Source organism: uncultured Capnocytophaga sp., from assembly GCF_938029845.1.
Lineage (GTDB): Bacteria > Bacteroidota > Bacteroidia > Flavobacteriales > Flavobacteriaceae > Capnocytophaga.
On record NZ_CALHGG010000105.1, the window covers coordinates 1 to 23,001 of the forward strand.

Below are 23,001 nucleotides of genomic sequence, written 5' to 3' on the forward strand. Positions count from 1 at the left end.
ATGACAACAATTACACCTCTGAAGCCCTCGCCTGCTTAGCAGCCCCCTCTCCTTCGGAGAGGGGGTTGGGGGAGAGGAACCTCCTTTCCTTTACCCGCCATACACTCCCTTCTTTTACTCCTGCGCCTTTTCACCTCGCCTATTACGAGGTGCTTACCCGCTTTGCGATGGGAGAAATCAAAAAGCTAATGATCACTATGCCACCCCAACATGGAAAGAGTGAGGGGGCTACCCGACGTCTGCCTGCTTTTGTCTTAGGACAAGACCCTGACAAGCGTATCGCTATTGTCTCCTACAATGCTACCAAAGCCCGCAAGTTCAACCGCGAACTCCAACGCATCATGGACGATGATAGGTACTATGAGCTATTTCCACAAACACTCCTTGCAGGACAAGCAAGCTACCAAGAACAGGGCAAACGCAGTCGTAACTATGCCCGCAATGCTGACGAATGTGAGATAGTAGGTTACCAAGGCAGCTTCAAAACCATAGGCGTAGGTGGCTCTCTTACAGGAGAACCTGTGGATATGCTCATCATGGACGACTTGTATAAGGATGCTGCTTCGGCTTGGTCGCCTGTCATTCGTCAGAATGTAGCCGACTGGTACGATACGGTAGCCTCTACACGACTGCATAACGATAGCCAACAACTGATGGTCTTTACCCGTTGGCACATGGAAGACTTAGCGGGTCGTTTGCTCGAACAGGAAGGAGAGTATGACCCCATAAACAACCCCCAAGGTTGGACACTTATTAGTTTTCCTGCTATACAAAACAAGCCACCAAGTGAACTAGACCCCAGAGCAGAGGGCGAACCTCTATGGCCTGAACGACATAGCCTTAGCAAGTTGCTAGAGATTAAGGAACGTACCCCGACTGTGTTTGAAAGCATGTATCAGCAGAATCCGCAACCTTCTCAAGGACTGATGTACGAGGAGTTTACTTGTTACACGGAATTACCTTATCGTTCCCAATCAGTGGCGTATATAGATGCTGCTGATAGTGGGGCAGACTACCTATGCGCTTTGTTCTACAAGGAAGCAGAGGAGGGCAACTATATCATTGACGTACTTTACACCAAAGAGCCTATGGAAGTAACAGAGACGACGCTTACTTATATGCTCCAACAGCACCAAGTAGAGCGCTGTCATATAGAGAGCAACAACGGCGGAGGTTTGTTTGTGAGCAACTTGCAACAACGCGCTTATGATATGGGCAATAGGCTGACGCGCTTTTATCCTTTCCATCAGGGACAGAACAAGGCGGCAAGGATTTTTGCGGCTTCAGCTTCGGTACAGAAGTTGATCAAGATGCCTTTGGATTGGAAAAAGCGCTTCCCGAAGTTTGCCCGCGATCTTACGGGCTACCTTCGTGTGGGCACCAACGCCCATGATGATGCCCCCGATGCCCTTACAGGTTCCATAGAATGCCGACAACCTGCAAAGAAAGTGGATTTAGCGGCTATGTTTGGACTTAGATAGTGACTAACGACTAGAGACAAGTGACCAGTAACTAATCCTATTACACTTTTCACTATTCACTTTTCGCTATTCGTTATTCACTTAATTGCTTTTCGCTATTCACTATTCGTTATTCACTTAACAGGAGGCTACTAAAAACTTAAAATTCAAAACTAAAAACTTAAAAAAAATTCGTATCTTTGTGGCTTAAGAAAAACCACCTTAATTTATTGCTATGATTTACATGGAACTATTGGTTGTCCTTGCGGCTATATTCATTGGTGCAAGGGTTGGAGGTATTGGCTTGGGTATCTTCGGTATGATGGGATTAGGAATCTTAGTCTTTGGCTTTGGTCTGAAACCTGGGAATCCTCCTATCGATGTGATGCTCATCATCGTTGCCGTGATCACCGCTGCTGCTACTTTGCAAGCCGCAGGAGGATTGGATTACTTGGTCAAAGTAGCCGAGAAAATCCTGCGCAAAAACCCCGCTATGATTACTTTCCTGGCTCCTGTGGTATGTTATTTCTTTACCTTATTCTCTGGAACTGGACATATCGCCTACTCTCTGCTACCGATTATCTCAGAGATTGCTACCGATAGCAAAGTACGTCCTGAGCGCCCACTGTCTATTTCAGTGATTGCCTCTCAACAAGCTATTACCGCCAGTCCTATCTCAGCAGCTACGGCCGCTCTGCTCTCAGCGGAGCTTTTAGGAGACAAGGGAATCACTCTAGGTAATATACTTATGGTATGTATCCCTGCTACCCTTATTGGGGTGATTGCAGGAGCTATTGCAGTGAATTTTGTAGGGGTTCCTTTAGAAAAAGATCCTGAGTACTTGCGTCGTGTGCAAGAAGGCATCCTCAAACAAGACAAAAGTGAAAAAGTAGCCCCTTCCCCCGAAGAAGAAAAACGTGCTAAAACTTCTGTGATTATCTTCCTACTTGGGGTATTCTCTATTGTACTTTTCGGCTCAATAGAGGCACTACGTCCTACTTTCATGATTGATGGAAAGCCAGTACAACTGGGTATGACACAAACTATTGAGATTGTGATGATGTCCACCGCAGGACTTATGCTCATTCTCTCCAAGACAGATATCAACAAAGCCGTGAAAGGCTCCGTCTTTATCGCGGGTATGCAGGCAGTGATTGCCATCTTTGGGATTGCTTGGATGGGCGATACGTACTTTAATGGCAATATTGAATTTTTCAAAACTCATATTGCTCAGATAGTTACCGAATTTCCATTCCTCTTTGCTGTTGCCCTCTTTGTCATGTCTATCTTCCTATTCAGCCAAGCAGCTACCGTACGTACACTTTACCCCTTGGGATTAGGATTGGGTATCTCGCCTCTTGCCATGGTGGCTATGTTCCCTGCTGTAAATGGATACTTCTTTATCCCTAACTACCCAACGGTGGTAGCAGCTATCAACTTTGACCGTACCGGTACCACTCGCATCGGGAAGTATGTGCTGAACCACTCGTTCCAAATCCCTGGTTTTGTAGCTACAATCGTAGCTATCATAGTGGGATATATGATTATTGCCTTTATGTAATTAATTATCAAAACTATAATAATATGACATTTTTCAAAACTGTTTTAGCCGTCATTGTGGGCTTTTTCTCTACACTATTCCTTACTTTACTGATTTTCATCGGTATAGCTTCTTTCTTTGCCCCCAAGGAAGACACCCTTGAGGTAAAGGACAACGCCATACTATCCTTAGACTTCCAGCAGGAGGTATATGAGTATAGCAACCCCATACACATCAAGAATTTTGACTATGACATCAGCGAGGAAAACACCCTAACAGCGATTCTAAGGGCTATTGAATATGCCAAGACCGACAAGCAAATCAAGGGAATTGTTCTGGGAGGCACCCAAGGCATCAAGGGGCGTGCCCACCTGCAGGATATTCGTGAAGCCGTGGAGGATTTCAAGACCTCTGGCAAATTTGTCTATGCCTTTAGCGAAGGAGCTACCCAATCAGACTATTTGCTACAGAGCGTAGCCGACTCTATCTTTGTAGGTACCCTCTCCGAACTCAATGTACAAGGATTCAGCGCTGAAGTTCTCTATTACAAGGATTTACAAGAAAAAACAGGCATACACATGGAGATTTTCCGCCATGGAAAATACAAAAGTGCGGTAGAGCCTTTCCTAGAAAACAGCATGAGTGAGGCCAATCGTGAACAGATAAAGGCTTACCTTAGCTCTCTGTGGGAAAGCTATGCTAGCGATGTTGCCAAAAGCAGAAATATCTCTGAGGGAGACCTCAACCAGATTGCTGATAGTCTATGGGGACGCACCCCTGAATTGGCGCTTGCACACCACTTGGCGGACAAGATGGCTTTCCAAGATGAGTTCGAAAACAGTCTCTGTAAAGCCACTGACACCAAGAAAGTAAAAGATCTTGAGTTTGTACCCGTAGAGAAATATACAAAGAAAGTAGCTGTTGAGTACAAGAAAAACTTGCTTAAGGAACGAAAGAAAGAAAATATCGCCGTTATTTTCTGTAATGGAGAAATTGTAGATGGTCCTTCTCAGGAATCAACTGTGGGCAATGAGACCATCATAAAGGCCTTGCGCGAAGCGCGTGATAAGGAATCGGTAAAGGCTATTGTCCTACGAGTGAATTCTCCTGGAGGAAGTGGTCTAGCTTCGGAATTGATACACAGAGAGATAGAACTTACCCAAAAGGTAAAACCTGTCTATACCTCTATGGGCAACTTGGCCGCTTCAGGTGGCTACTATATTGCTTGTAATTCCAAACGTATCTTTGCTGACAAGCAAACCATTACTGGCTCTATCGGTGTCTTTGGTATGATTCCCAATCTCAAAGAGTTGGCTGACAAATGGGGTATCAATAGCGAACAAGTACAGACACACCCTCATGCGCTCACTTATAGTCTGTTTGAGAAAACACCTGAAAAAACGCGCCAAGTCATCACCGAAGGAATAGAACGCTTTTACAAGAAATTTGTGCAACGCGTAGCTGACGGACGTAAAATGACTTTTGAGCAAGTGGATTCCTTAGCCCAAGGACGTATATGGACAGGTGCTGATGCGCTAAAAATAGGTCTTGTAGATGAAATAGGAAACCTCAAACATACCATTGCCTATGCAGCTAAGGAAAATAACCTTACTGAAGGAAAATATGGCTTATTGGCGTATCCTGTGGTAGAGATTGATTTCTCTAATTTCATGAAGAAGCGTTTCCGTGCATCCACTCAAGCAGAACTCAGAACTATGCTCAAGGATGAAATGGGAGCAAAAGCCTACGAAGGGATACAACAGCTCAGAAATGCCGTTCCCTCCTCTGGTGCCTTCTTACAAGCGAGAATGCCCTATGAAGTGTATATCAAATAATTTAAGTAGATGGTCTATAGAGATTACTTGTGTATAAGCTCCTTATAGAACTGAGGATAAGCCTTACAAGTTGTCTCTATAGTCTCTCCATGAAGGAAAGGCTTTCCAGTAGCCTCAATATAAGTGATTGCTTCCGCTGGAAGTGTCCCCTTAATAGTGGTAATAGCATCGGAATAGCGACTAGCAATCTTGATCAGACTCATGCTATCAGGTATTTTAAGCTCTGGGGCTTCCCTCTCCGTGATTTCGTCAAAACCTAATTTGGAAAGCAGCTCATTATTCAGGGTTCCCTCAAAAGGAGGACGTAGAAAACAAGTCATGGTCTTGGTATGATAGAAGATAGGCTCGTCCTTGTAGTAAGTTTTCAGATAGAGTGGAAGCAGTGCACCCAACCAACCTTGTATATGGATAATATCAGGAGACCAATTAAGTTTCTTAACAGTCTCTATAATGCCCTTAGCAAAGAAGATACAACGCTCATCGTTGTCGGGGTATAGCTCCCCTTGGTCATCAAAGGCATTTTCTAGTTTAAAATACTCATCATTATCAATGAAATACACTTGCATACGTTCCTTCTGAATAGAAGCTACCTTAACAATTAGTGGCATATCCACATCATTGATTACCAAGTTCATTCCTGAAAGTCGAATCACTTCATGCAACTGATGTCGGCGTTCGTTAATGTCTCCATAACGGGGCGTAAAGATACGCAATTGTCCTCCTGTGGTATTCAGGGCGCGTGCTAAGTCAAAAGAAAGTTTGGCTATCTCTGTTTCTGCCTGATAAGGCAGTACCTCAGAAGAAACATAAAGTATCTTTTTACTTTTCATAAGCGTACTCATTTTAAATGAAAAAACATTAAGGCACAAAGTTACAAAAAAATTTATAATCAACCTACTATCAATAAAAAATAGTTTTGTAAATTCGTAAAAAATGCAAATTTTTAACAAGAAATTAGATTTACAGTCTTTTTTGACTCCCTTATTCCAAGAAAAGAAATCAGTAGGCCTTGTTCCTACTATGGGAGCGCTCCACAAGGGGCATTTATCACTGATGCAAAAGGCCTTAGAAGAAAATGACCAAGTAGTGGTAAGTGTCTTTGTGAACCCTACTCAGTTCAACAATGCCGAGGATTTGGAGAAGTATCCACGCAATCTCGAGCGAGATGTGGCTACCATCGCCAGCCTTTCGGATAAAATCGTTCTTTTTGCTCCCGAAATCTCGGAAATGTACGAAGGCACCCCTACTTCCCAAAATTATGATTTTCAAGGATTGGACAAGGTAATGGAAGGCGCTTTCAGGGCAGGACACTTTGAGGGGGTAGCCACTATCGTAGAGAAACTTTTCAACCTAGTGACTCCTACCCGTGCTTACTTTGGAGAAAAAGACTATCAGCAAATACTGATTATCAAGAGTATGGTTGCCCAGCGAGGATTACCTGTAATCCTTGTCCCCTGCCCTATCATTAGGGAGGAAAGCGGTCTTGCGATGAGTTCCCGTAATGAGCGCCTTTCCGAGCAAGGACGCCAAAAGGCAGCATTCATCTACAAGGTACTCCAAGAGGCGAAAGCGCTCTTTGCCTCCAGCCCTATCGCCGAGGTAAAGGCTTTTGTTGAAAAACAATTTGCTCAAGAACCTGCTTTCGAATTGGAATATTTCTTAGTGGTAGATGAAAATACACTACAGGAAGCTACCCAAAAAGAAGCTCACAAGGCCTACCGTGCTTTTGTCGCCGCTTATATTGAGGGCGTACGACTCATTGATAACCTTTCTTTATAGACATGCAACAGATTACCAGCCTACAAAATCCCCTTGTCAAATACCTCTTCACCCTCACGCAGAAGTCCAAACAACGCAAGGAACAACAACAATTCCTTATAGAAGGAAAGCGAGAGATCTCCCTTGCTTTGGAGGCAGGATACCTCATTGAGCAGTTGTTTATATGCCCTGATATTTTAAGCGAGGTAGAAGTAGAAAAGCTTTTTAGTGGATACAAATGTACTGCTATTTCTACTCAGGTGTATGAGAAGCTCACCTACCGCTCCTCTACCGAGGGAATATTAGCGCTGGCACAGTGTAAAAATCATGCGCTTTCTGGAGTTGAGTTCCAGAAAGCGCACCCTTTAGTTTTGGTAGCCGAAGCCCCTGAAAAACCTGGAAATATAGGGGCTTTGTTACGTACTGCCGATGCCGCAGGGATAGATACGGTATATATCGCCAATCCCAAGACAGACCTATACAATCCTAATATCATCCGCTCCAGTGTGGGCACCGTCTTTACCGTTCCTATCTTTATGGGCAGCAGTGAGGAGATTCGCTCCCACTTACAGCAGCAGGGATTTGCCATATATTGTGCTGCACTTACAGCCTCACAGCCTTATGACAAGGTGTCATATAAGGGACGTACAGCTATTGTAGTAGGCACTGAGGATACAGGGCTCTCCCCTACTTGGCTGAAGGCTTCTACTCAGAATATTATCATTCCCATGCAGGGCAAGATAGATTCCATGAATGTATCGGTCAGTGCAGCCATCCTTATCTTTGAGGCTGTCCGACAGCGAAAAGGCTAAACGATTTTCCCAATAGAGTTCTCTCTGGCAAGTACAATAAGTAAGTCTTCCTTATCCAAGCGAAGATTGGGATCAGGGGTTACATTCATCTTGCCATCACCATGCTTTACTGCCAATATATTAATCTCATACTTATGCCTTAAGTTCAGCTCCATAAGCGACTTGCCTATATAGCTCTTTGGAATTTTGACCTCGTAGATAAAATAGTCCTCCGAGAACTTAAAGTATTCTATAATGGTAGGGTGTAGCATAGAATAGGCAATTTTTTCCCCCATAGACTCCTCTGGGAAAACCACTTGGGTTGCCCCGATTTTTTCCAAAACACGTCCTTGGGTGTGATTCACTGCCTTGCAGATGATATCTTTTACCCCTAACTCCTTTAGGTGTAAAGTAATCAATATGCTCGCTTGTATATTGTCTCCTACACTGACAAAGGCCATATCAAAGTCGTCTTTCACTACATTCTTCAGGGCTATCTCATCGGTAGCATCCAAGATAACGGCATCATCTATGATACCCTCATTCAGGGCTTGCTTGATCAGTTCCTCATTGGCATCAATGGCCAGTACAGTGGATTTATTTTTATAAAGGGTCTTGGCTACGGATTTACCAAATTCGCCCAAACCTATGACTAAAAAACTTTTCATAATTATCCTATTAATATATTTTCTTTAGGGTATTTATAATTACCTACTATTCTCTCACGAGAAAAAGCCAATACAATTGTAAGCGGCCCTACCCTACCTAAGAACATGGTAAAGAGTAAGATGGTCTGAGAGACCGTACTGAGCGAATTGGTAATCCCCATGGAAAGCCCTGTGGTAGAGAAAGCCGACATAACCTCAAAGAGGATCTTTAGAATTTCCACCTCTGGATCAAAGTAAGTTATAAGTAATGCAGCAAGAAAGACATACAACAGAGTTATAAAAACCAAGGTAGAGGCCTTATTGAACAGCTGCCATGAAATACGTCGTTTAGAGTACTCTATATACCGTCTATTGAGCAAAGAGGTACGTACCCCTAAGTATAAAACACCAAGAGTGGTAGTTTTTATCCCTCCTCCTGTAGAATTAGGCGAAGAACCTATGAACATCAACAAAATCCACAAAAAAGCCGTTGCTCCTGAAATCTCTGTTATAGGTATGGTATTGAAGCCCACCGAACGCAGTGTGGCTGAATGGAAGAAGCTAATAAGCAGCCTATTACCCACAGAGTGTCCCGCATAAGCGTCCATATGATTGTATTCTAAAACAAAGAATAGCAAAGTACCTGCCCCTAAGAGAATCAGGGTGATGATGCTGGAAAACTTAGAATTGACACTGATTTTTCTACGCTTTCCCCTGATATACTCAAAGAGTTCTATAATAGCAGTAAAACCAAAACCTCCTAAGAACATCAATGGAATAATAATGAGGTTCATAGGAATATCAAAGGTATAATCTTGCAAACCATTGGGATAGAGAGCAATCCCTGCATTACAAAAAGCCGATACCGAATGAAAAATTGCATAGAAAAGAGCTTTGTACCAGCTATATTGCTTGATAAAAACAAAAAAAAGCAGAAAAGCACCTATAGCTTCTATGAGCAGAACGATAAAAACTACCTTTTTGATATGAGAATACAAGTCTATCTTAGCCTCATGGTTCATACCCTCAGAGATCAATCGCTTGGTATAGAAGCCTATTTTTTTAGTAATAAGCAGCACAATCACTGAAGAAAAAGTCAGTATTCCCAAGCCTCCCAGTTGTATCAACAGCAAAATGCACACCTGTCCATAGTCCGAGAGTATACCATGCATATCACAGATAGAGAGACCTGTACCTGTAACAGCCGAAGTAGCGGTAAAAAGTGCCTCAAAGAAAGTAAACCCGCTCCCCGTGCCATGCGTAAAAGGCATCATGAGCAGCCCCGCCCCTACACATATCAGAAAGAGGAAAGAGATTATAATAATGGTATAAGGAGAACAATTACGTAACATCAATGGTGATTAGTGAATAACGAACAGTGAATAGTGATTAACGAATAGTGAATAATGTAGCTCTTTTCACTCTTCACTTCTCACTTTTCACTTATGAGCGGCAAAAGTACTAAATATAAACAAGCTAACCAAATATTTTAAAACTTAGTTTCTAAACATCAATCAATAGTTAAAATATCATTTACTAACCCTCTAAAACGTAACAATTTGCATAACTTGTCACTAGTCATTATTCTTATCCCCTTAAAAATTCTAAACAATCAGAATAGAATATTATTTTTTCCCAAACAAAACAACAATCATAGAAATTACAGTTAAAAGATAAAAAAATATTTTATTAGCAGTTGATTATTGAAAAAAAAATCGTATGTTTGTGGAAACCAAAAAAAAGAAATTTGTTATGGAAAATACAGTAAAACTGACTTTCGAAGGAAAGGACTATGAATTCCCTCTAGTAGTGGGAACAGAGAATGAAAAAGCAATTAACATAGAGAAATTGCGCGCACTCACTGGACTAATTACCTTGGACTCTGGCTACAAGAACACTGGTTCCTGCAAGAGTTCCATTACTTTCTTGGACGGAGAAAAAGGTATCCTCCGCTATCGTGGCTATAATATAGAAGATTTGGCATCCAAAGCGGAGTTCTTGGAGGTAGCTTACCTACTTATCTTCGGAGAACTTCCTACGACAGAAGAGTATAACAAGTTCAAGAAAACTATCCACAAATACACCTTGGTACATGAGGAAATGCGCCAAATACTCAATGGTTTCCCTAAGGCTGCCCACCCTATGGGGGTACTCTCAGCTGCTACCAGCGCACTGACCGCCTTTAATCCTGTCCCTGTAAATGTGCATTGTGAGAAAGATGTATATGAAGCAGTGTGTAAGGCCATTGCCAAAGTAACCATCATCGCCACTTGGGTATATCGTAGGCGTGAGGGATTACCACTGAACTATTACAACAACGATTTAGGCTATATCGAGAATATCCTACAATTGTTCTTCTCTATCCCTACCGAAAAGTATGAGATCAACCCAACCATTGTCTCTGCACTTAACAAACTGCTTATTCTCCATGGTGACCACGAGCAAAACTGCTCCACTTCTACCGTGCGCTTGGTAGGTTCTTCTGAGGCAGGTCTCTTTGCGAGTATCTCCTCTGGGGTATCTGCCCTTTGGGGTCGCTTACATGGCGGGGCTAACCAAGCCGTAATCGAGATGCTTGAAGAGATTCACAAGGACGGAGGCGACGTGGATAAGTTCGTACGCCGTGCCAAAGACAAGGATGATCCATTCCGCCTTATGGGCTTCGGACACCGTGTATATAAGAACTTCGACCCTCGTGCTACTATCATCAAGGCCGCTGCCGACGATGTACTCAATGCCTTAGGCATAGATGAACCTATCTTAGCTATTGCTAAGCACTTAGAAAAGGTAGCTCTTGAGGACGAGTACTTCAAAGCGCGTAACCTATACCCCAATGTGGATTTCTATTCAGGCATCATCTACAAGGCGTTGGGCATGCACCTAGAAATGTTCACCGTGCTCTTTGCTATTGGTCGTCTCCCAGGTTGGATTGCACAATGGAAAGAAATGCGCCAAGGCGGAGAACCTATCGGTCGTCCACGCCAAATATATGTAGGAGCTACCCAACGTCCATTTGTGGAACTTAACAAGAGATAGTTATGAAAAGCATTGTATATACTAAGACTGATGAAGCGCCTTTCTTAGCAACCCACTCTCTGCTCCCTATCATTCAGCGTTTTTGCGCCTCTTCAGCAGTGGAGTTTGTGCTGAAGGATATTTCCTTGGCAGGGCGTATCTTGGCGGCTTTCCCCGAAAGACTCTCCAAGGAGCAACAGGTAGAAGATGCCTTAGCCGAATTGGGCAAGTTGGCCACCACACCTGAGGCGAATATCATCAAGCTCCCCAACATCAGTGCTTCCGTACCTCAGCTCAAGGCTGCCATTGCCGAATTGCAGGGACAAGGCTATCCCTTACCCGATTATCCTGAGACACCTACCACTGAAGAGGAAAAAGCTATCAAGGCTCGTTATGATAAGGTGAAAGGAAGTGCTGTAAACCCTGTACTCAGGGAAGGTAACTCCGACCGCCGCGCTCCTAAAGCTGTAAAAGAATATGCCAAAGCCCACCCCCATAGTATGGGGGCTTGGGCAAAGGATTCCCAGACAGCAGTAGCCACCATGCAGGAAGGAGATTTCTACCATAATGAACAATCGGTAACACTCAAAGCAGCTGATACTGTACGTATAGAACTCCTCACCACCTCTGGCAAAACAGAAGTGCTTAAGGAGGGTCTTGCCTTACAAGAAGGAGAGATTATTGACGCAACAGTAATGAGCAAAAAGGCTTTGCTCGCTTTCTATAAGGAGCAGTTTGCCCGTGCCAAGAATATGGGAGTATTGCTCTCTCTGCATCTGAAAGCCACCATGATGAAAGTCTCCGACCCTATTCTCTTTGGCTATGCCGTGGAAACTTTCTTTGAGCCACTTTTTAGCAAATATGCCGATACCTTCAAGCGCTTAGGGGTGAACGTACGTAATGGTTTCTCCGATGTATTGGAAAAAATAAGTACTCTTCCCGATGCCGAAAAAGCTGCTATTGAAAAAGATATAGAAAAGGTATTCGCCGAAGCGCCTGCCGTGGCGATGGTCAATTCCGACAAGGGCATCACTAACCTACACTTCCCTAACGATGTAATTGTAGATGCTTCCATGCCTGCCATGATACGCAATTCAGGCAAGATGTGGAATGCCAAGGGAGAAACCCAAGATACCCTTGCCGTACTTCCCGATAGTAGTTATGCAGGTATCTACCAAGTAGTAATCGATTTCTGCAAGGAAAACGGCGCTTTCGACCCTACCACTATGGGTTCCGTACCCAACGTAGGACTTATGGCTCAGAAAGCCGAGGAATATGGCTCTCATGACAAGACTTTTGAAGTGTCCGAAGACGGCGAAATACGTGTAGTGGGTGCTCATGGCAAAGTATATCTCTCCCACCAAGTGAAACAAGGTGACATTTGGCGTATGTGCCAAGTGAAAGATGCTCCTGTACAAGACTGGGTAAAACTTGCCATAAGTCGTGCCAAAGCCACTGGTGCGCCCGCTATCTTCTGGCTAGATACGCTACGCCCTCATGATCATGAACTTATCAAGAAAGTAGGTCGCTATCTGAATGACTATGATACCGAAGGATTGGAAATTCATATCCTCTCCCCTGAGGAGGCTACCCTTTTCTCCCTCAAGCGAGCTAAAAAAGGATTAGATACTATCTCGGTTACAGGCAATGTATTGCGCGACTACCTCACCGACCTATTCCCTATTTTGGAATTAGGTACCAGTGCCAAGGTACTCTCTATTGTTCCCTTGATGAATGGAGGGGGACTTTTTGAAACAGGAGCAGGAGGCTCTGCCCCTAAGCTAGCCGAACAGCTCTACCAAGAGAACCACCTACGTTGGGATTCCTTAGGAGAATTCCTCGCCCTAGGAGCTTCCTTGGAGCACTTCGCACAAACCTACCAAAACCCTAAGGCTCAGGTACTCGCTGATGCATTGGACAAAGCCGTTGGCAAAGTACTCGAAGAAGGCAAATCCCCCCAATCCAAGGTAGGCACTTTGGACAATCGTGGTAGCCATTTCTATTTGGCTTACTACTGGGCAGCAGCTTTGGCAGCACAAACACAGGATAGTGCCCTCGCTCAGGAGTTTGCTCCCATCGCCAAGGCTCTTGCTGAGAATGAAGCCCAAATCGTAAGCGAACTCATGCAAGTTCAAGGAAAATCTGTCGATATACAAGGTTATTATCACCCCAACGAGGCACTAACTTATCAGGTGATGCAACCTAGCAAAACACTTAATTCAATTATTAATGGCTAATTTTTAATGATTTATAATTTGTTTGTAGGGGTAAATGGTAATTCTCCCTTGTACGAATGACAATTTACCCCTACAATAACTCAAAACTAAAAATTCAGAACTTAAAACTAACAACATATGGCATTTGATATTGAAATGATAAAAAAGGTATACGATCGTATGCCTGAACGTGTAGATAGGGCGCGTAACATTGTAGGTCGCCCACTTACCCTCGCTGAAAAAATTCTTTATGCTCACCTCTGGGAGGAGACGCCAACAAAGGCTTTTGCTCGTGGAAAAGATTATGTGGATTTTGCTCCCGACCGCATCGCCTGTCAGGACGCTACCGCTCAAATGGCGCTCTTACAATTCATGCACGCAGGAAAGTCCAAGGTAGCCGTACCTACTACCGTACACTGTGACCACCTTATTCAAGCCAAAGAAGGAGCAGAAAAAGACCTTAAAGTGGCTACCGAGCAATCCAAAGAGGTTTTTGACTTCCTTTCCTCTGTATCCAACAAATACGGCATCGGTTTCTGGAAACCAGGAGCGGGGATTATTCACCAAATTGTTTTGGAGAACTATGCCTTCCCAGGAGGGATGATGATTGGTACTGACTCCCACACGGTAAATGCAGGAGGCTTGGGTATGATCGCCATTGGTGTAGGAGGTGCCGATGCAGTGGATGTAATGGCAGGTATGGCTTGGGAACTAAAGTTCCCTAAGCTCATAGGTGTCAAACTCACTGGTAAGCTCAATGGCTGGACTGCCCCTAAGGACGTAATCCTAAAAGTAGCTGATATCCTTACCGTAAAAGGAGGAACTGGCGCTATTGTAGAATACTTCGGCGAAGGTGCCCAATCCCTCTCTTGTACTGGAAAGGGTACAATCTGTAATATGGGGGCTGAGATAGGAGCTACAACCTCTACCTTTGGCTATGATGAGTCCATGCGCCGCTATCTTAAGGCTACTGGTCGCGAGGATGTGGTAGCTGCTGCTGATAAAGTAGCTGATTACCTAACCGCTGACCCAGAAGTATATGCCGAACCTGAAAAATACTTTGACCAACTTATCGAGATCAACCTCTCTGAGTTAGAGCCTTATATCAATGGGCCTTTCACTCCTGACCGTGGTACGCCAGTGAGCAAGATGAAGGAAGTAGCCCGCGAAAATGATTGGCCTATCAAGGTAGAATGGGGCTTGATAGGCTCTTGTACTAACTCTTCCTATGAAGATTTGAGCCGCGCTGTATCGGTGATTAAGCAAGCCATAGAACTAGGGGTAACACCTAAGGCCTCCTTTGGTATCAACCCTGGTTCCGAACAGATTCGTTACACCATCGAGCGCGATGGTATCATAGATACTTTCAAACAACTCAGCACCAAGGTATTTACCAACGCTTGCGGCCCTTGTATCGGTCAGTGGGACAGAGAAGGAGCAGAAAAACAGGAGAAAAATACCATCGTACACTCCTTCAACCGTAACTTCTCTAAGCGTGCCGACGGAAACCCTAATACCCATGCTTTTGTAACCTCTCCAGAAATGGTGGCTATGCTAGCCATTGCAGGACGCTTGGACTTTAACCCTCTTACCGATACGCTTACCAATGACAAGGGGGAAGAAGTAAGATTTAAACCACCTTACGGAGAAGAACTCCCAACCAAAGGCTTTGCTGTAGATGATCCAGGTTACCAAGCACCTGCCAAAGACGGTAGCTCCGTAGAGGTAGTGGTATCGCCTACCTCCAACCGCTTGCAACTCTTGGCGCCTTTTACTCCTTGGGATGGAGAAAATATCACAGGAGCCAAATTGCTGATCAAAGCACAAGGAAAATGTACCACCGACCATATATCCATGGCAGGGCCTTGGTTGCGCTTCCGTGGACACTTGGACAATATTTCCAATAATATGCTCATCGGGGCAGTAAATGCCTTCAATGGCAAAACCAACAGTGTCAAAAATCAACTTACTGGTGCATATGACGAAGTGCCTAAGGTACAACGTGCCTACAAAGCAGCTGGGGTGCCCTCAATCGTGGTAGGTGACCAAAACTATGGGGAAGGTTCCTCTCGCGAACATGCAGCTATGGAGCCACGCCATTTGGGGGTTAAGGCTGTCTTGGTAAAATCCTTTGCGCGTATCCATGAAACCAACCTCAAGAAGCAAGGTATGCTTGCCCTTACCTTCGCCAACGAGGCTGATTATGATAAAATACAAGAAGATGACACTATCAATTTCCTTGACCTTACCGACTTTGCACCCAACAAACCCCTACACTTGGAGTTTGTTCACAAGGACGGCAGCAAGGATGTCATCACCTGCAACCATACTTACAACGCCTCCCAAATAGAGTGGTTCAAGGCAGGAAGTGCACTGAACCTCATTGCTAAGAATAAATAATCAGATGTCAGTAGTCAGTGGTCAGACGACAGTAGTTAGTGGTTAGACGTCAGTAGACAGTAGGCAGACAACAGCAGTTAGTGGTTAGTAGTTAGACGGCAGTAGTCAGTAGTCAGACGACAGTGGTTAGTGGTTTCCATAGACTGATAACTGAATTCTGTCTACTGTCTACTGACTACTGATAACTGAATTTTTATTTTTTACTTTTTACTTTTTTCACTACCTTTGCGTTTTAATCTAAAGTAGGAAGTCCTAGGTGTCTTTTTTACCTTTTACTTTTTACTTTTTAGTTTTTAAAAACATGATTATCAAAGACTTATTACAAGAAAAAACAAAAGCAGAAGAGGTCACCCTCAAGGGATGGGTACGTACCTTTCGCAGCAACCGCTTTATAGCCCTTAACGATGGTTCTACCTTAGCCAACCTACAAGTAGTAGTGGATTTTGAAAATACTCCTGAGGAAACACTCAAGCGTATCACCACAGGTGCCGCTATTGAAGTCAAAGGGAAGGTAGTAGAAAGCCAAGGAAAAGGGCAATCTATTGAGGTACAAGCCTCTGAAATTACCATTTTAGGAGACTGTAACCCCGACGAATACCCTATTCAGCCTAAAAAGCACTCTTTGGAATTTCTCCGCGAGCAAGCACACTTACGCGTACGTACCAATGCTTTCGGAGCTATCATGCGCGTACGCTCCACGCTAGCCTATGCTGTACATAAGTACTTCCAAGACAATGGTTTCTTCTACGTCAATACCCCAATTATCACAGGTAGTGATGCGGAGGGCGCAGGGGAAATGTTCCGTGTAACTACCCTCGACCCTAAGAATCCACCTCTTACCGAAACAGGCGAAGTGGATTACAAAAAGGACTTCTTCGGGCGTGAAACCAACCTTACCGTATCTGGACAGCTTGAAGGGGAAACTTTCGCTATGTCTCTAGGGAAAATATACACCTTTGGTCCTACTTTCCGTGCAGAAAACTCCAACACCTCCCGCCACTTGGCTGAGTTCTGGATGATTGAGCCTGAAATGGCCTTCTATGATCTTATTGACAACATGAATTTGGCAGAGGACTTCATCAAATATGTACTCAAATACACCCTAGAGGCACGTCGCGAGGATATTGAGTTCTTAAACCAACGCTTCTTAGAAGAAGAAAAGTCCAAACCACAAGCTGAACGCAGTGAGATGTCTCTGATTGAGAAGTTAGAGTTTGTCATTCATAACGACTTCAAGCGAGTAAGCTATACCGAGGCAGTGGATATCCTCAAGAACTGTAACCACAACAAAAAGAAGAAGTTCCAATACCTCATAGACGAATGGGGAGTAGACCTCCAGAGCGAACACGAACGCTATTTGGTAGAGAAACACTTCGGTTGTCCTGTGATTCTCTATGACTATCCTGCCAAGATCAAGGCTTTCTATATGCGCTTGAATGAAGACGGTAAGACCGTTCGTGCTATGGATATTCTTTTCCCTGGTATTGGAGAGATTGTTGGAGGCTCTCAGCGTGAAGAGCGCTATGACGTCCTCAAGCAGAAAATAGAAGACTTAGGTATGGACGAGCAGACCCTTTGGTGGTACCTGGAACTACGCAAGTTCGGTACGGCTGTACATAGTGGTTTTGGTTTGGGCTTTGAGCGCTTAGTACTCTTTACCACAGGTATGACCAACATTCGTGATGTAATCCCTTACCCTCGCACTCCACAAAGTGCTGAGTTCTAAAATACCCAAAAGGCTATCCGAAAAGATAGCCTTTTACTTTCAGATAATATTTCACTATCTTTGCCCCCACAGAAAGCACTCTTATGAAAAAATATCTATTCTATACTTTAGCTTTAGTAGGATGTTGGCTCCTAACCATGGGAATACATACTTTAGTGAGTGTTTTCTATGAAAAAAACTTCACTTATACCATCATACATGGTGTCTCATGGGGACTATCTATCTATTTTCTATTTTATTACTATAATGCTGTGGGATTACTCCTTTCCTTTCTATTATTTCAATGGAAAAGAGGACTATTTTTTGTACCTTATGGATTACTTTCCCTAGAGATATTACAGCATTTCCCCTATCGTCCTTTGAGAACTTTACTTATATGGGGTAGTATAAGTATAGGCTATGGCTTATTATTTGTGTTATTAAACCGATTTAGAAAAACAAACCCTATTCAGAATGAAAAAGATATTTAACAAACAAAACAACTTCCTTTTTGCCTTAGTGGGGATGATTGTCTTAGCAAAAATCATCCCTTATAGAGATGAATACAATGGGGTATTTAACCTAAACCGCTTTATTGATTGGGGGATTTGTATTATCTTCTTGCTCTACGGACTCAAACTCAATATCAAAGAGGTATTTCGAGATATAAAGAACTGGAAACTTCACCTATTGGTACAAGTGGGTACCTTTGTCCTCTTTCCTCTTTTAGTAGCCTTGTTCTACCCCCTTGCCAAGGGAACAAACTACCAATTGGTCTGGCTCTCTATTTTCTTTTTGGCGAGCTTGCCCTCTACGGTATCCTCCTCAGTGGTAATGGTTTCTATTGCCAAAGGCAATATTACCTCTGCTATATTCAACGCCTCCATATCGGGACTGATAGGGATTGTAGCTACGCCCCTTCTCATGGGCTTTTTCTTAGAAAACACCTCAGCAGAGGTGAATCAAGGGGAGATTATTCAGCAGCTATTACTCAAAGTACTGCTACCTATCGTACTGGGGCTATTATTGAACCCACTTTTGAAGAAATGGGTAGATAAATACAGCAAATGGATAGGTCAGTTCGACCGATTTATCATTTTGCTGATTGTATATGAGAGCTTCTCCGATGCTTTTGTCAAGCAAATATTTCTTTCGGTCTCTCCTATGGTCTTTGTGATCATTGCAGGGGCTTCAGTCGCCTTGTTTTTCATTGTATATGAAGTACTCAAGCGAATCTCTCATGTCTTGGGATTCAATAGGGAAGACACCATCACCGCCACCTTCTGTGGATCTAAAAAGTCGCTGGTACATGGAAGCCTTTTTGTCATGGTCTTAGGTATCCCCGAAACCCAAAAGGTACTCTATCTGCTCCCTATCATGCTGTACCACAGTTTCCAGCTATTTTATGTCAGCTGGCTGGCAAATCGCATTGGGCAAGGAGTAGATAAGAGTGAAAAGCAAATTAAGTGAAAAACGAAGAGTAAATAGTGAAAAATGCCCTCTGTGATTCACTTTTAACTCTTCACTTTTAAGATAACTCAAAACTATACATGATGTTTGGAACTATTTTAACTATTTTGGTTGCCCTTGAGCACCTATATATCCTCTATATGGAGATGTTTGCTTGGGAGACCCGTGGTAAGGCTTTTTTCAAGTCGTTGCCCGAACATTTATTTGCCGATACAAAGAGTATGGCGGCTAATCAGGGATTATACAATGGCTTTTTAGTGGCGGGACTCGTATGGAGCCTCTGTATCTCCGATCCCCAATGGAACCTATATGTACGTTTCTTTTTCTTGGGTTGTGTAGCCGTAGCAGGGATTTATGGAGGAATCACCACCTCTGGGAAGATATTCTTTGCTCAAGCTATGCCCGCTATTATAGCTATATGTGTTAGCCTACCCTTTTAAAATAAAAACGAAAAGCAAATTAAGTGAAGATCGAAAAGTGAAAAGTGAAAAACGTGTCCCTATCGTTAACTATTCACTCTTCACTTTTAAGACAACTCAAAATTCAAAACTTAAAACTTAAAATCTGTGCTAAAAGATATTTTAAACTTTCGCAGAGCGGTACGCTATTATGCGCCTACGCCTATTAGTGAGGAAAAGGTGCGCGAATGCCTTAGGCTCGCTACACTAGCACCTAGTGGCTTCAATATGCAACTGTATGAGTTGTACCATATTACTGATAAGGCTTTGTTAGAAAAATTAGCAAAAGCCTGCTTGGGGCAACTTACAGCAACGACGGCACAACAGATGGTGGTTTTCGTGACTCGACAAGACAAACACCGCCAGCACGCCAAAGCTATCTTGGAATTTGAGCGTGGTAATATACAGCGCAACAGTCCGCCCGAAAGGCAAGCTAAGCGTATTAAAGATAAAGAGAAGCTTTACCAGAAACTAATCCCTTTTGTGTACAGTCGTTTTTTTGGCTTGTTAGGTGCTTTCCGCAAACTCTCTGGGGTGATCGGTTGGTTTCGCCCTATGGTGCGAGAACTCTCTGAAGGTGATATACGTGTGGAAGTACATAAAAGCTGCGGGCTTGTAGCGCAAACTTTTATACTAGCCATGGCAGAAGAAGGGTATGATACTTGTCCGTTGGGCGGGTATGACAGCCATCGTATTAAGAAACTGCTACACTTGCCTTATGGAGCTGAGGTGAGTATGGTCGTCACTTGTGGGATTCGTGAAGAGCGTGGTATATGGGGTGAAAGGTTTAGATTGCCGTTTGAGGAAGTCTATAAAAATCATTAATTGTTAATTGTTAATTGCTAATTGCTAATTGCTAATTGCTAATCGACTAATTATCAATACGAATCAATAGTTAAAATGTTATTCGCTAACTGCATAAGACGCAATAAATTGCGTCTCTACACATGTGCTGGCTAAGACAATTACTGATGAGCATAGACTTCCGAGAGACGCAATAAATTGCGTCTTAATAATTGGACTACACAATTGTTTTTCTACTATTGATTCACATTATCACTAAGACTCTATGAACAGAATTGACTTCATAAAATCTTTAGGATTGGCTTCTACGGGGCTTATCTTGCCTACAAATTTGTTAGGGAAAAGTTTGGTAAAAATATATGACAACTATATTCGTGGCATACAATTTTACCAATATAGTATTGTGAAAGAGCTGCTTAGGAGAAAATATAATTTACTTACACTGAACTCACATTAAATAATGATTATAATGAAAGTAATTGGTATTATTTTTCTGGTTCTTCTATTTTTAGGCGCTTTACTCTATTATCTGATTCAGCAATCTAAGAAACCCTCAGGGATTGTAGGTGTTTTGATGATGCGGCTTTTCAATAAAGCCTATCTACCAATGGTTCGTTGGGCACTTTCATTTTACAATCCGTCAGAGTCACCTATGAAAATATTAGATATAGGGGTTGGAAATGGAAAATCAACAACATTATTGGTGAAAAACTTTCCTAAAAGTAGCGTAATAGGTATTGAAATTTCAGAAATTGCTATCAAAGAAGCCCAAAAACTACCTACTACGGCTGTTTTTCAATTGGAAAATATTGAAAACACTTCATTTGACAGCAAAACATTTGATTTGATATGTGCTTTTCAGACGCATTTTCATTGGCAAGACTTAAAAAAGGCGTTTTCTGAAATAAGGCGTGTTCTTACAGATGAAGGAATCTTACTTGTCGCTTGTGAATATGCAAAAATAAGGTATTACTTACCACAATATAAAGATATGCAAGCCTTTCAAGAGTTTCTAAACTCTGTAGGGTTACAATTAGTACAAGAAGAAAAACAGCAAGGATGGCGGTTTTACAAAATAAAGAAATTGATATAATTTTAATAATAAGATGATGAAAATCAATACTTTAATTCTTAGTTTTTTACTTGCCTTTCATTGGGTAAATGCTAAAACAGAACCTGTAACTATTCAAGGTTCTGTGGGAACACTTCATGGAGTGGTAACTACCCCTGATACTGTGAAAAAGTCTCAGAAAATCCCTACTGTGATTATCTTTCATGGACTGACCAGCAATAAAGATAAAAAGCTATATACGACTTTAGCAGATAGCTTAGCCGCACACGGCATTGCCTCAGTACGGTTTGACTTCAACGGACATGGGGAAAGTGAAGGAGACTTTAAGAAAATGTCGTTGGACAATGAGTTAGAAGATGCACGGCGCATAATGGCATTTACTAAAAAACTACCTTTTGTAGGCAAAATAGGTTTGATAGGACACTCGCAAGGTGGAGCTATCGCTATGCTTTTGAGTGCCGAATTAGAAAAGAAAAGCGTAAAAGCATTAGGACTATCGGCTCCTGCCTCCACGATTCACGACATACTATCACAAGGAGTGTTATTTGACGCTACTTTTGACCCGCTGGATGTGCCTGAAGAGCTTTCCTTTTTTGGAGGAAAAGTAACGGTAGGAAAAGACTATATCCTCTCGGCTCAACGCTGTAAACTTATTCAAAAAGCGAGTACCTACAAGGGTAATGTATTGGTCATTCATGGCACCGGTGATCGGATGATATCCTATACTTATAGCGAGAATTTACCATTTTTCTACAAGCATTGTAAGGTAAATCTTATAGAAAGAGGAGACCATTTGTTTACTGCCAAAGAAGCGCAAGTGGCAGAGATGATGACACAGTTTATGCTGAAAAACTTGAGATAATGAGCTGATTTGCCGATTTGTCAATTTGTCAATTTGCTCTAATTTACTAATGACTAGAAATTAATAGCTAAATTAACGTGAGTTCGATGTAACGAAAGCTCCCACAGATTTTCGCGGATTTCACAGATTTTCTATGTCTGTGTAATTGTGTTGTTGCGATTTACACAGATTTTTATAAGACCTTTGGTCTTATTTATCCGTGAAAATTTCAGAGTTACGCTTAGTTGTATCATTTTCTCCGTGAAAATCCGTGGAATCTGTGGGAGAAAAAATATAATTTTGCTTACGTCGAACTCACATTAAATTATCAAATGAAAATATATAAAATTACCAGTATTGTAGGAAATGAAGGTTTTGCTTGTATGCGACAGAGTAACAAGCAATATGTTAGAGAAGTAGAAGTCCTTGATGTATGGTGGGATGACTGGTGTAGTGAGGGTAAAAAAATAGGCGATTTTGTAGAGTGTATGGGAGCAGACATTTGCAAAGTAAGTGTATTTGAGGAATTACATAGGCATTTCGACACAATTAAATCCATACCTTTGCGCATCAATAAAACTCAAAAAGAACTCACGGCTAAGAACCCCAAGCGGCTACGCTGGCTACCACAAGAAGAAGTGCCTTTGGTAGCTTTCTATCCTCCTGAATCCTTTGACTGCCTGCCACAGAGTACTATTGTAAAGAATGAGTTAGGAGGAGTACGACTCATAGGGGGTGCCGAAATGAAAGGGGACATTATTATCCCCCGTGAAGAAGGAAAAGGAATTTTCTTTAGTAAAGAAGTAGTAGGCGATTATGATTTCTTTACGCTTAAAGGGTCGGGACATAGCTTTTGTACCGAAAGAGTAAAGACCTTTTGCGAGACACAAGGCTATGAAAATGTAGTGTTTTTGGAAATGGGAGAAATTATATAAATTATGATTAAAAACATTTATGAACCCGATAATGAAGATGTACTTTTTTGGTTA

The 23,001-nt window shown here is 42.6% G+C and carries 19 protein-coding genes; 16 read left to right on the forward strand and 3 right to left on the reverse strand.

Features of this window, described 5'->3' with window-relative positions:
• The 3 genes from terL to sppA form a co-directional block, all read left to right on the forward strand.
• The coding region (gene terL / locus Q0625_RS07575) for a phage terminase large subunit (protein ID WP_298825339.1) at window positions 1–1,481 on the forward strand (1,481 nt) is incomplete at its 5' end.
• 214 nt (window positions 1,482–1,695) lie between these two features.
• Window positions 1,696–3,021: an anaerobic C4-dicarboxylate transporter gene (locus Q0625_RS07580; RefSeq protein ID WP_298825342.1), complete on the forward strand. Its 1,326-nt coding sequence runs from the start codon at window positions 1,696–1,698 to the stop codon at window positions 3,019–3,021.
• A 23-nt stretch (window positions 3,022–3,044) separates the two neighbouring features.
• Window positions 3,045–4,835: a signal peptide peptidase SppA gene (gene sppA / locus Q0625_RS07585; RefSeq protein ID WP_298825345.1), complete on the forward strand. Its 1,791-nt coding sequence runs from the start codon at window positions 3,045–3,047 to the stop codon at window positions 4,833–4,835.
• Window positions 4,836–4,858: 23 nt separating this feature from the next.
• Here the strand turns inward: sppA and Q0625_RS07590 are convergent, their stop codons facing one another.
• On the reverse strand, window positions 4,859–5,665 hold the full coding sequence (locus Q0625_RS07590; protein ID WP_298825347.1) for a glycogen/starch synthase: 807 nt from the start codon (window positions 5,663–5,665) through the stop codon (window positions 4,859–4,861).
• Between the two features lie 103 nt (window positions 5,666–5,768).
• Here Q0625_RS07590 and panC point away from each other — a divergent pair, with 103 nt between their 5' ends.
• Together panC and Q0625_RS07600 are read left to right on the forward strand one after the other, a co-directional pair.
• Window positions 5,769–6,614 (forward strand): pantoate--beta-alanine ligase, encoded by an 846-nt coding sequence (gene panC / locus Q0625_RS07595; protein WP_298825352.1) that lies wholly within the window; start codon window positions 5,769–5,771, stop codon window positions 6,612–6,614.
• 2 nt (window positions 6,615–6,616) lie between these two features.
• Entirely contained in the window at window positions 6,617–7,405 is a 789-nt protein-coding gene (locus Q0625_RS07600; protein WP_298825355.1) for an RNA methyltransferase, read from the forward strand.
• Here the strand turns inward: Q0625_RS07600 and Q0625_RS07605 are convergent.
• Together Q0625_RS07605 and Q0625_RS07610 are read right to left on the reverse strand one after the other, a co-directional pair.
• On the reverse strand, window positions 7,402–8,052 hold the full coding sequence (locus Q0625_RS07605; protein ID WP_297975438.1) for a TrkA family potassium uptake protein: 651 nt from the start codon (window positions 8,050–8,052) through the stop codon (window positions 7,402–7,404). The two genes, Q0625_RS07600 and Q0625_RS07605, sit on opposite strands and share 4 nt — an antisense overlap.
• Window positions 8,053–8,054: 2 nt before the next feature.
• Window positions 8,055–9,383: a potassium transporter TrkG gene (locus tag Q0625_RS07610; RefSeq protein WP_298825358.1), complete on the reverse strand. Its 1,329-nt coding sequence runs from the start codon at window positions 9,381–9,383 to the stop codon at window positions 8,055–8,057.
• Between the two features lie 400 nt (window positions 9,384–9,783).
• Between Q0625_RS07610 and Q0625_RS07615 the strand changes: the two genes are divergently transcribed.
• From Q0625_RS07615 to Q0625_RS07665, 11 genes are all read left to right on the forward strand, one after another.
• The gene (locus tag Q0625_RS07615; protein WP_298825361.1) at window positions 9,784–11,067 is read left to right on the forward strand and encodes a citrate synthase; all 1,284 of its coding nucleotides are present in this window, start codon (window positions 9,784–9,786) and stop codon (window positions 11,065–11,067) included.
• 2 nt (window positions 11,068–11,069) lie between these two features.
• Window positions 11,070–13,283: an NADP-dependent isocitrate dehydrogenase gene (locus Q0625_RS07620; protein WP_298825363.1), complete on the forward strand. Its 2,214-nt coding sequence runs from the start codon at window positions 11,070–11,072 to the stop codon at window positions 13,281–13,283.
• Window positions 13,284–13,400: 117 nt separating this feature from the next.
• Window positions 13,401–15,662 (forward strand): aconitate hydratase, encoded by a 2,262-nt coding sequence (locus Q0625_RS07625; protein WP_298825366.1) that lies wholly within the window; start codon window positions 13,401–13,403, stop codon window positions 15,660–15,662.
• A 301-nt stretch (window positions 15,663–15,963) separates the two neighbouring features.
• Entirely contained in the window at window positions 15,964–17,388 is a 1,425-nt protein-coding gene (asnS, locus tag Q0625_RS07630; RefSeq protein ID WP_298825369.1) for an asparagine--tRNA ligase, read from the forward strand.
• An 83-nt stretch (window positions 17,389–17,471) separates the two neighbouring features.
• Window positions 17,472–17,858: a hypothetical protein gene (locus Q0625_RS07635; protein WP_298825371.1), complete on the forward strand. Its 387-nt coding sequence runs from the start codon at window positions 17,472–17,474 to the stop codon at window positions 17,856–17,858.
• Window positions 17,842–18,837: a bile acid:sodium symporter family protein gene (locus Q0625_RS07640; RefSeq protein WP_298825374.1), complete on the forward strand. Its 996-nt coding sequence runs from the start codon at window positions 17,842–17,844 to the stop codon at window positions 18,835–18,837. The genes Q0625_RS07635 and Q0625_RS07640 overlap by 17 nt, the downstream gene beginning before the upstream one ends.
• An 83-nt stretch (window positions 18,838–18,920) precedes the next feature.
• Window positions 18,921–19,277 (forward strand): DUF1304 domain-containing protein, encoded by a 357-nt coding sequence (locus Q0625_RS07645; RefSeq protein WP_298825386.1) that lies wholly within the window; start codon window positions 18,921–18,923, stop codon window positions 19,275–19,277.
• Window positions 19,278–19,403: 126 nt separating this feature from the next.
• On the forward strand, window positions 19,404–20,120 hold the full coding sequence (locus tag Q0625_RS07650; RefSeq protein WP_298825377.1) for a nitroreductase family protein: 717 nt from the start codon (window positions 19,404–19,406) through the stop codon (window positions 20,118–20,120).
• A gap of 448 nt (window positions 20,121–20,568) precedes the next feature.
• Window positions 20,569–21,192, forward strand: a complete 624-nt coding sequence (locus tag Q0625_RS07655; RefSeq protein WP_298825380.1) for a methyltransferase domain-containing protein — start codon at window positions 20,569–20,571, stop codon at window positions 21,190–21,192.
• Window positions 21,193–21,208: 16 nt separating this feature from the next.
• On the forward strand, window positions 21,209–22,033 hold the full coding sequence (locus Q0625_RS07660) for an alpha/beta fold hydrolase (RefSeq protein WP_298825389.1): 825 nt from the start codon (window positions 21,209–21,211) through the stop codon (window positions 22,031–22,033).
• 311 nt (window positions 22,034–22,344) lie between these two features.
• A complete protein-coding gene (locus tag Q0625_RS07665) occupies window positions 22,345–22,947 on the forward strand; it encodes a hypothetical protein (RefSeq protein ID WP_298825383.1) in 603 nt (200 codons plus the stop codon).
• The last annotated feature ends 54 nt before the right edge of the window (window positions 22,948–23,001 follow it).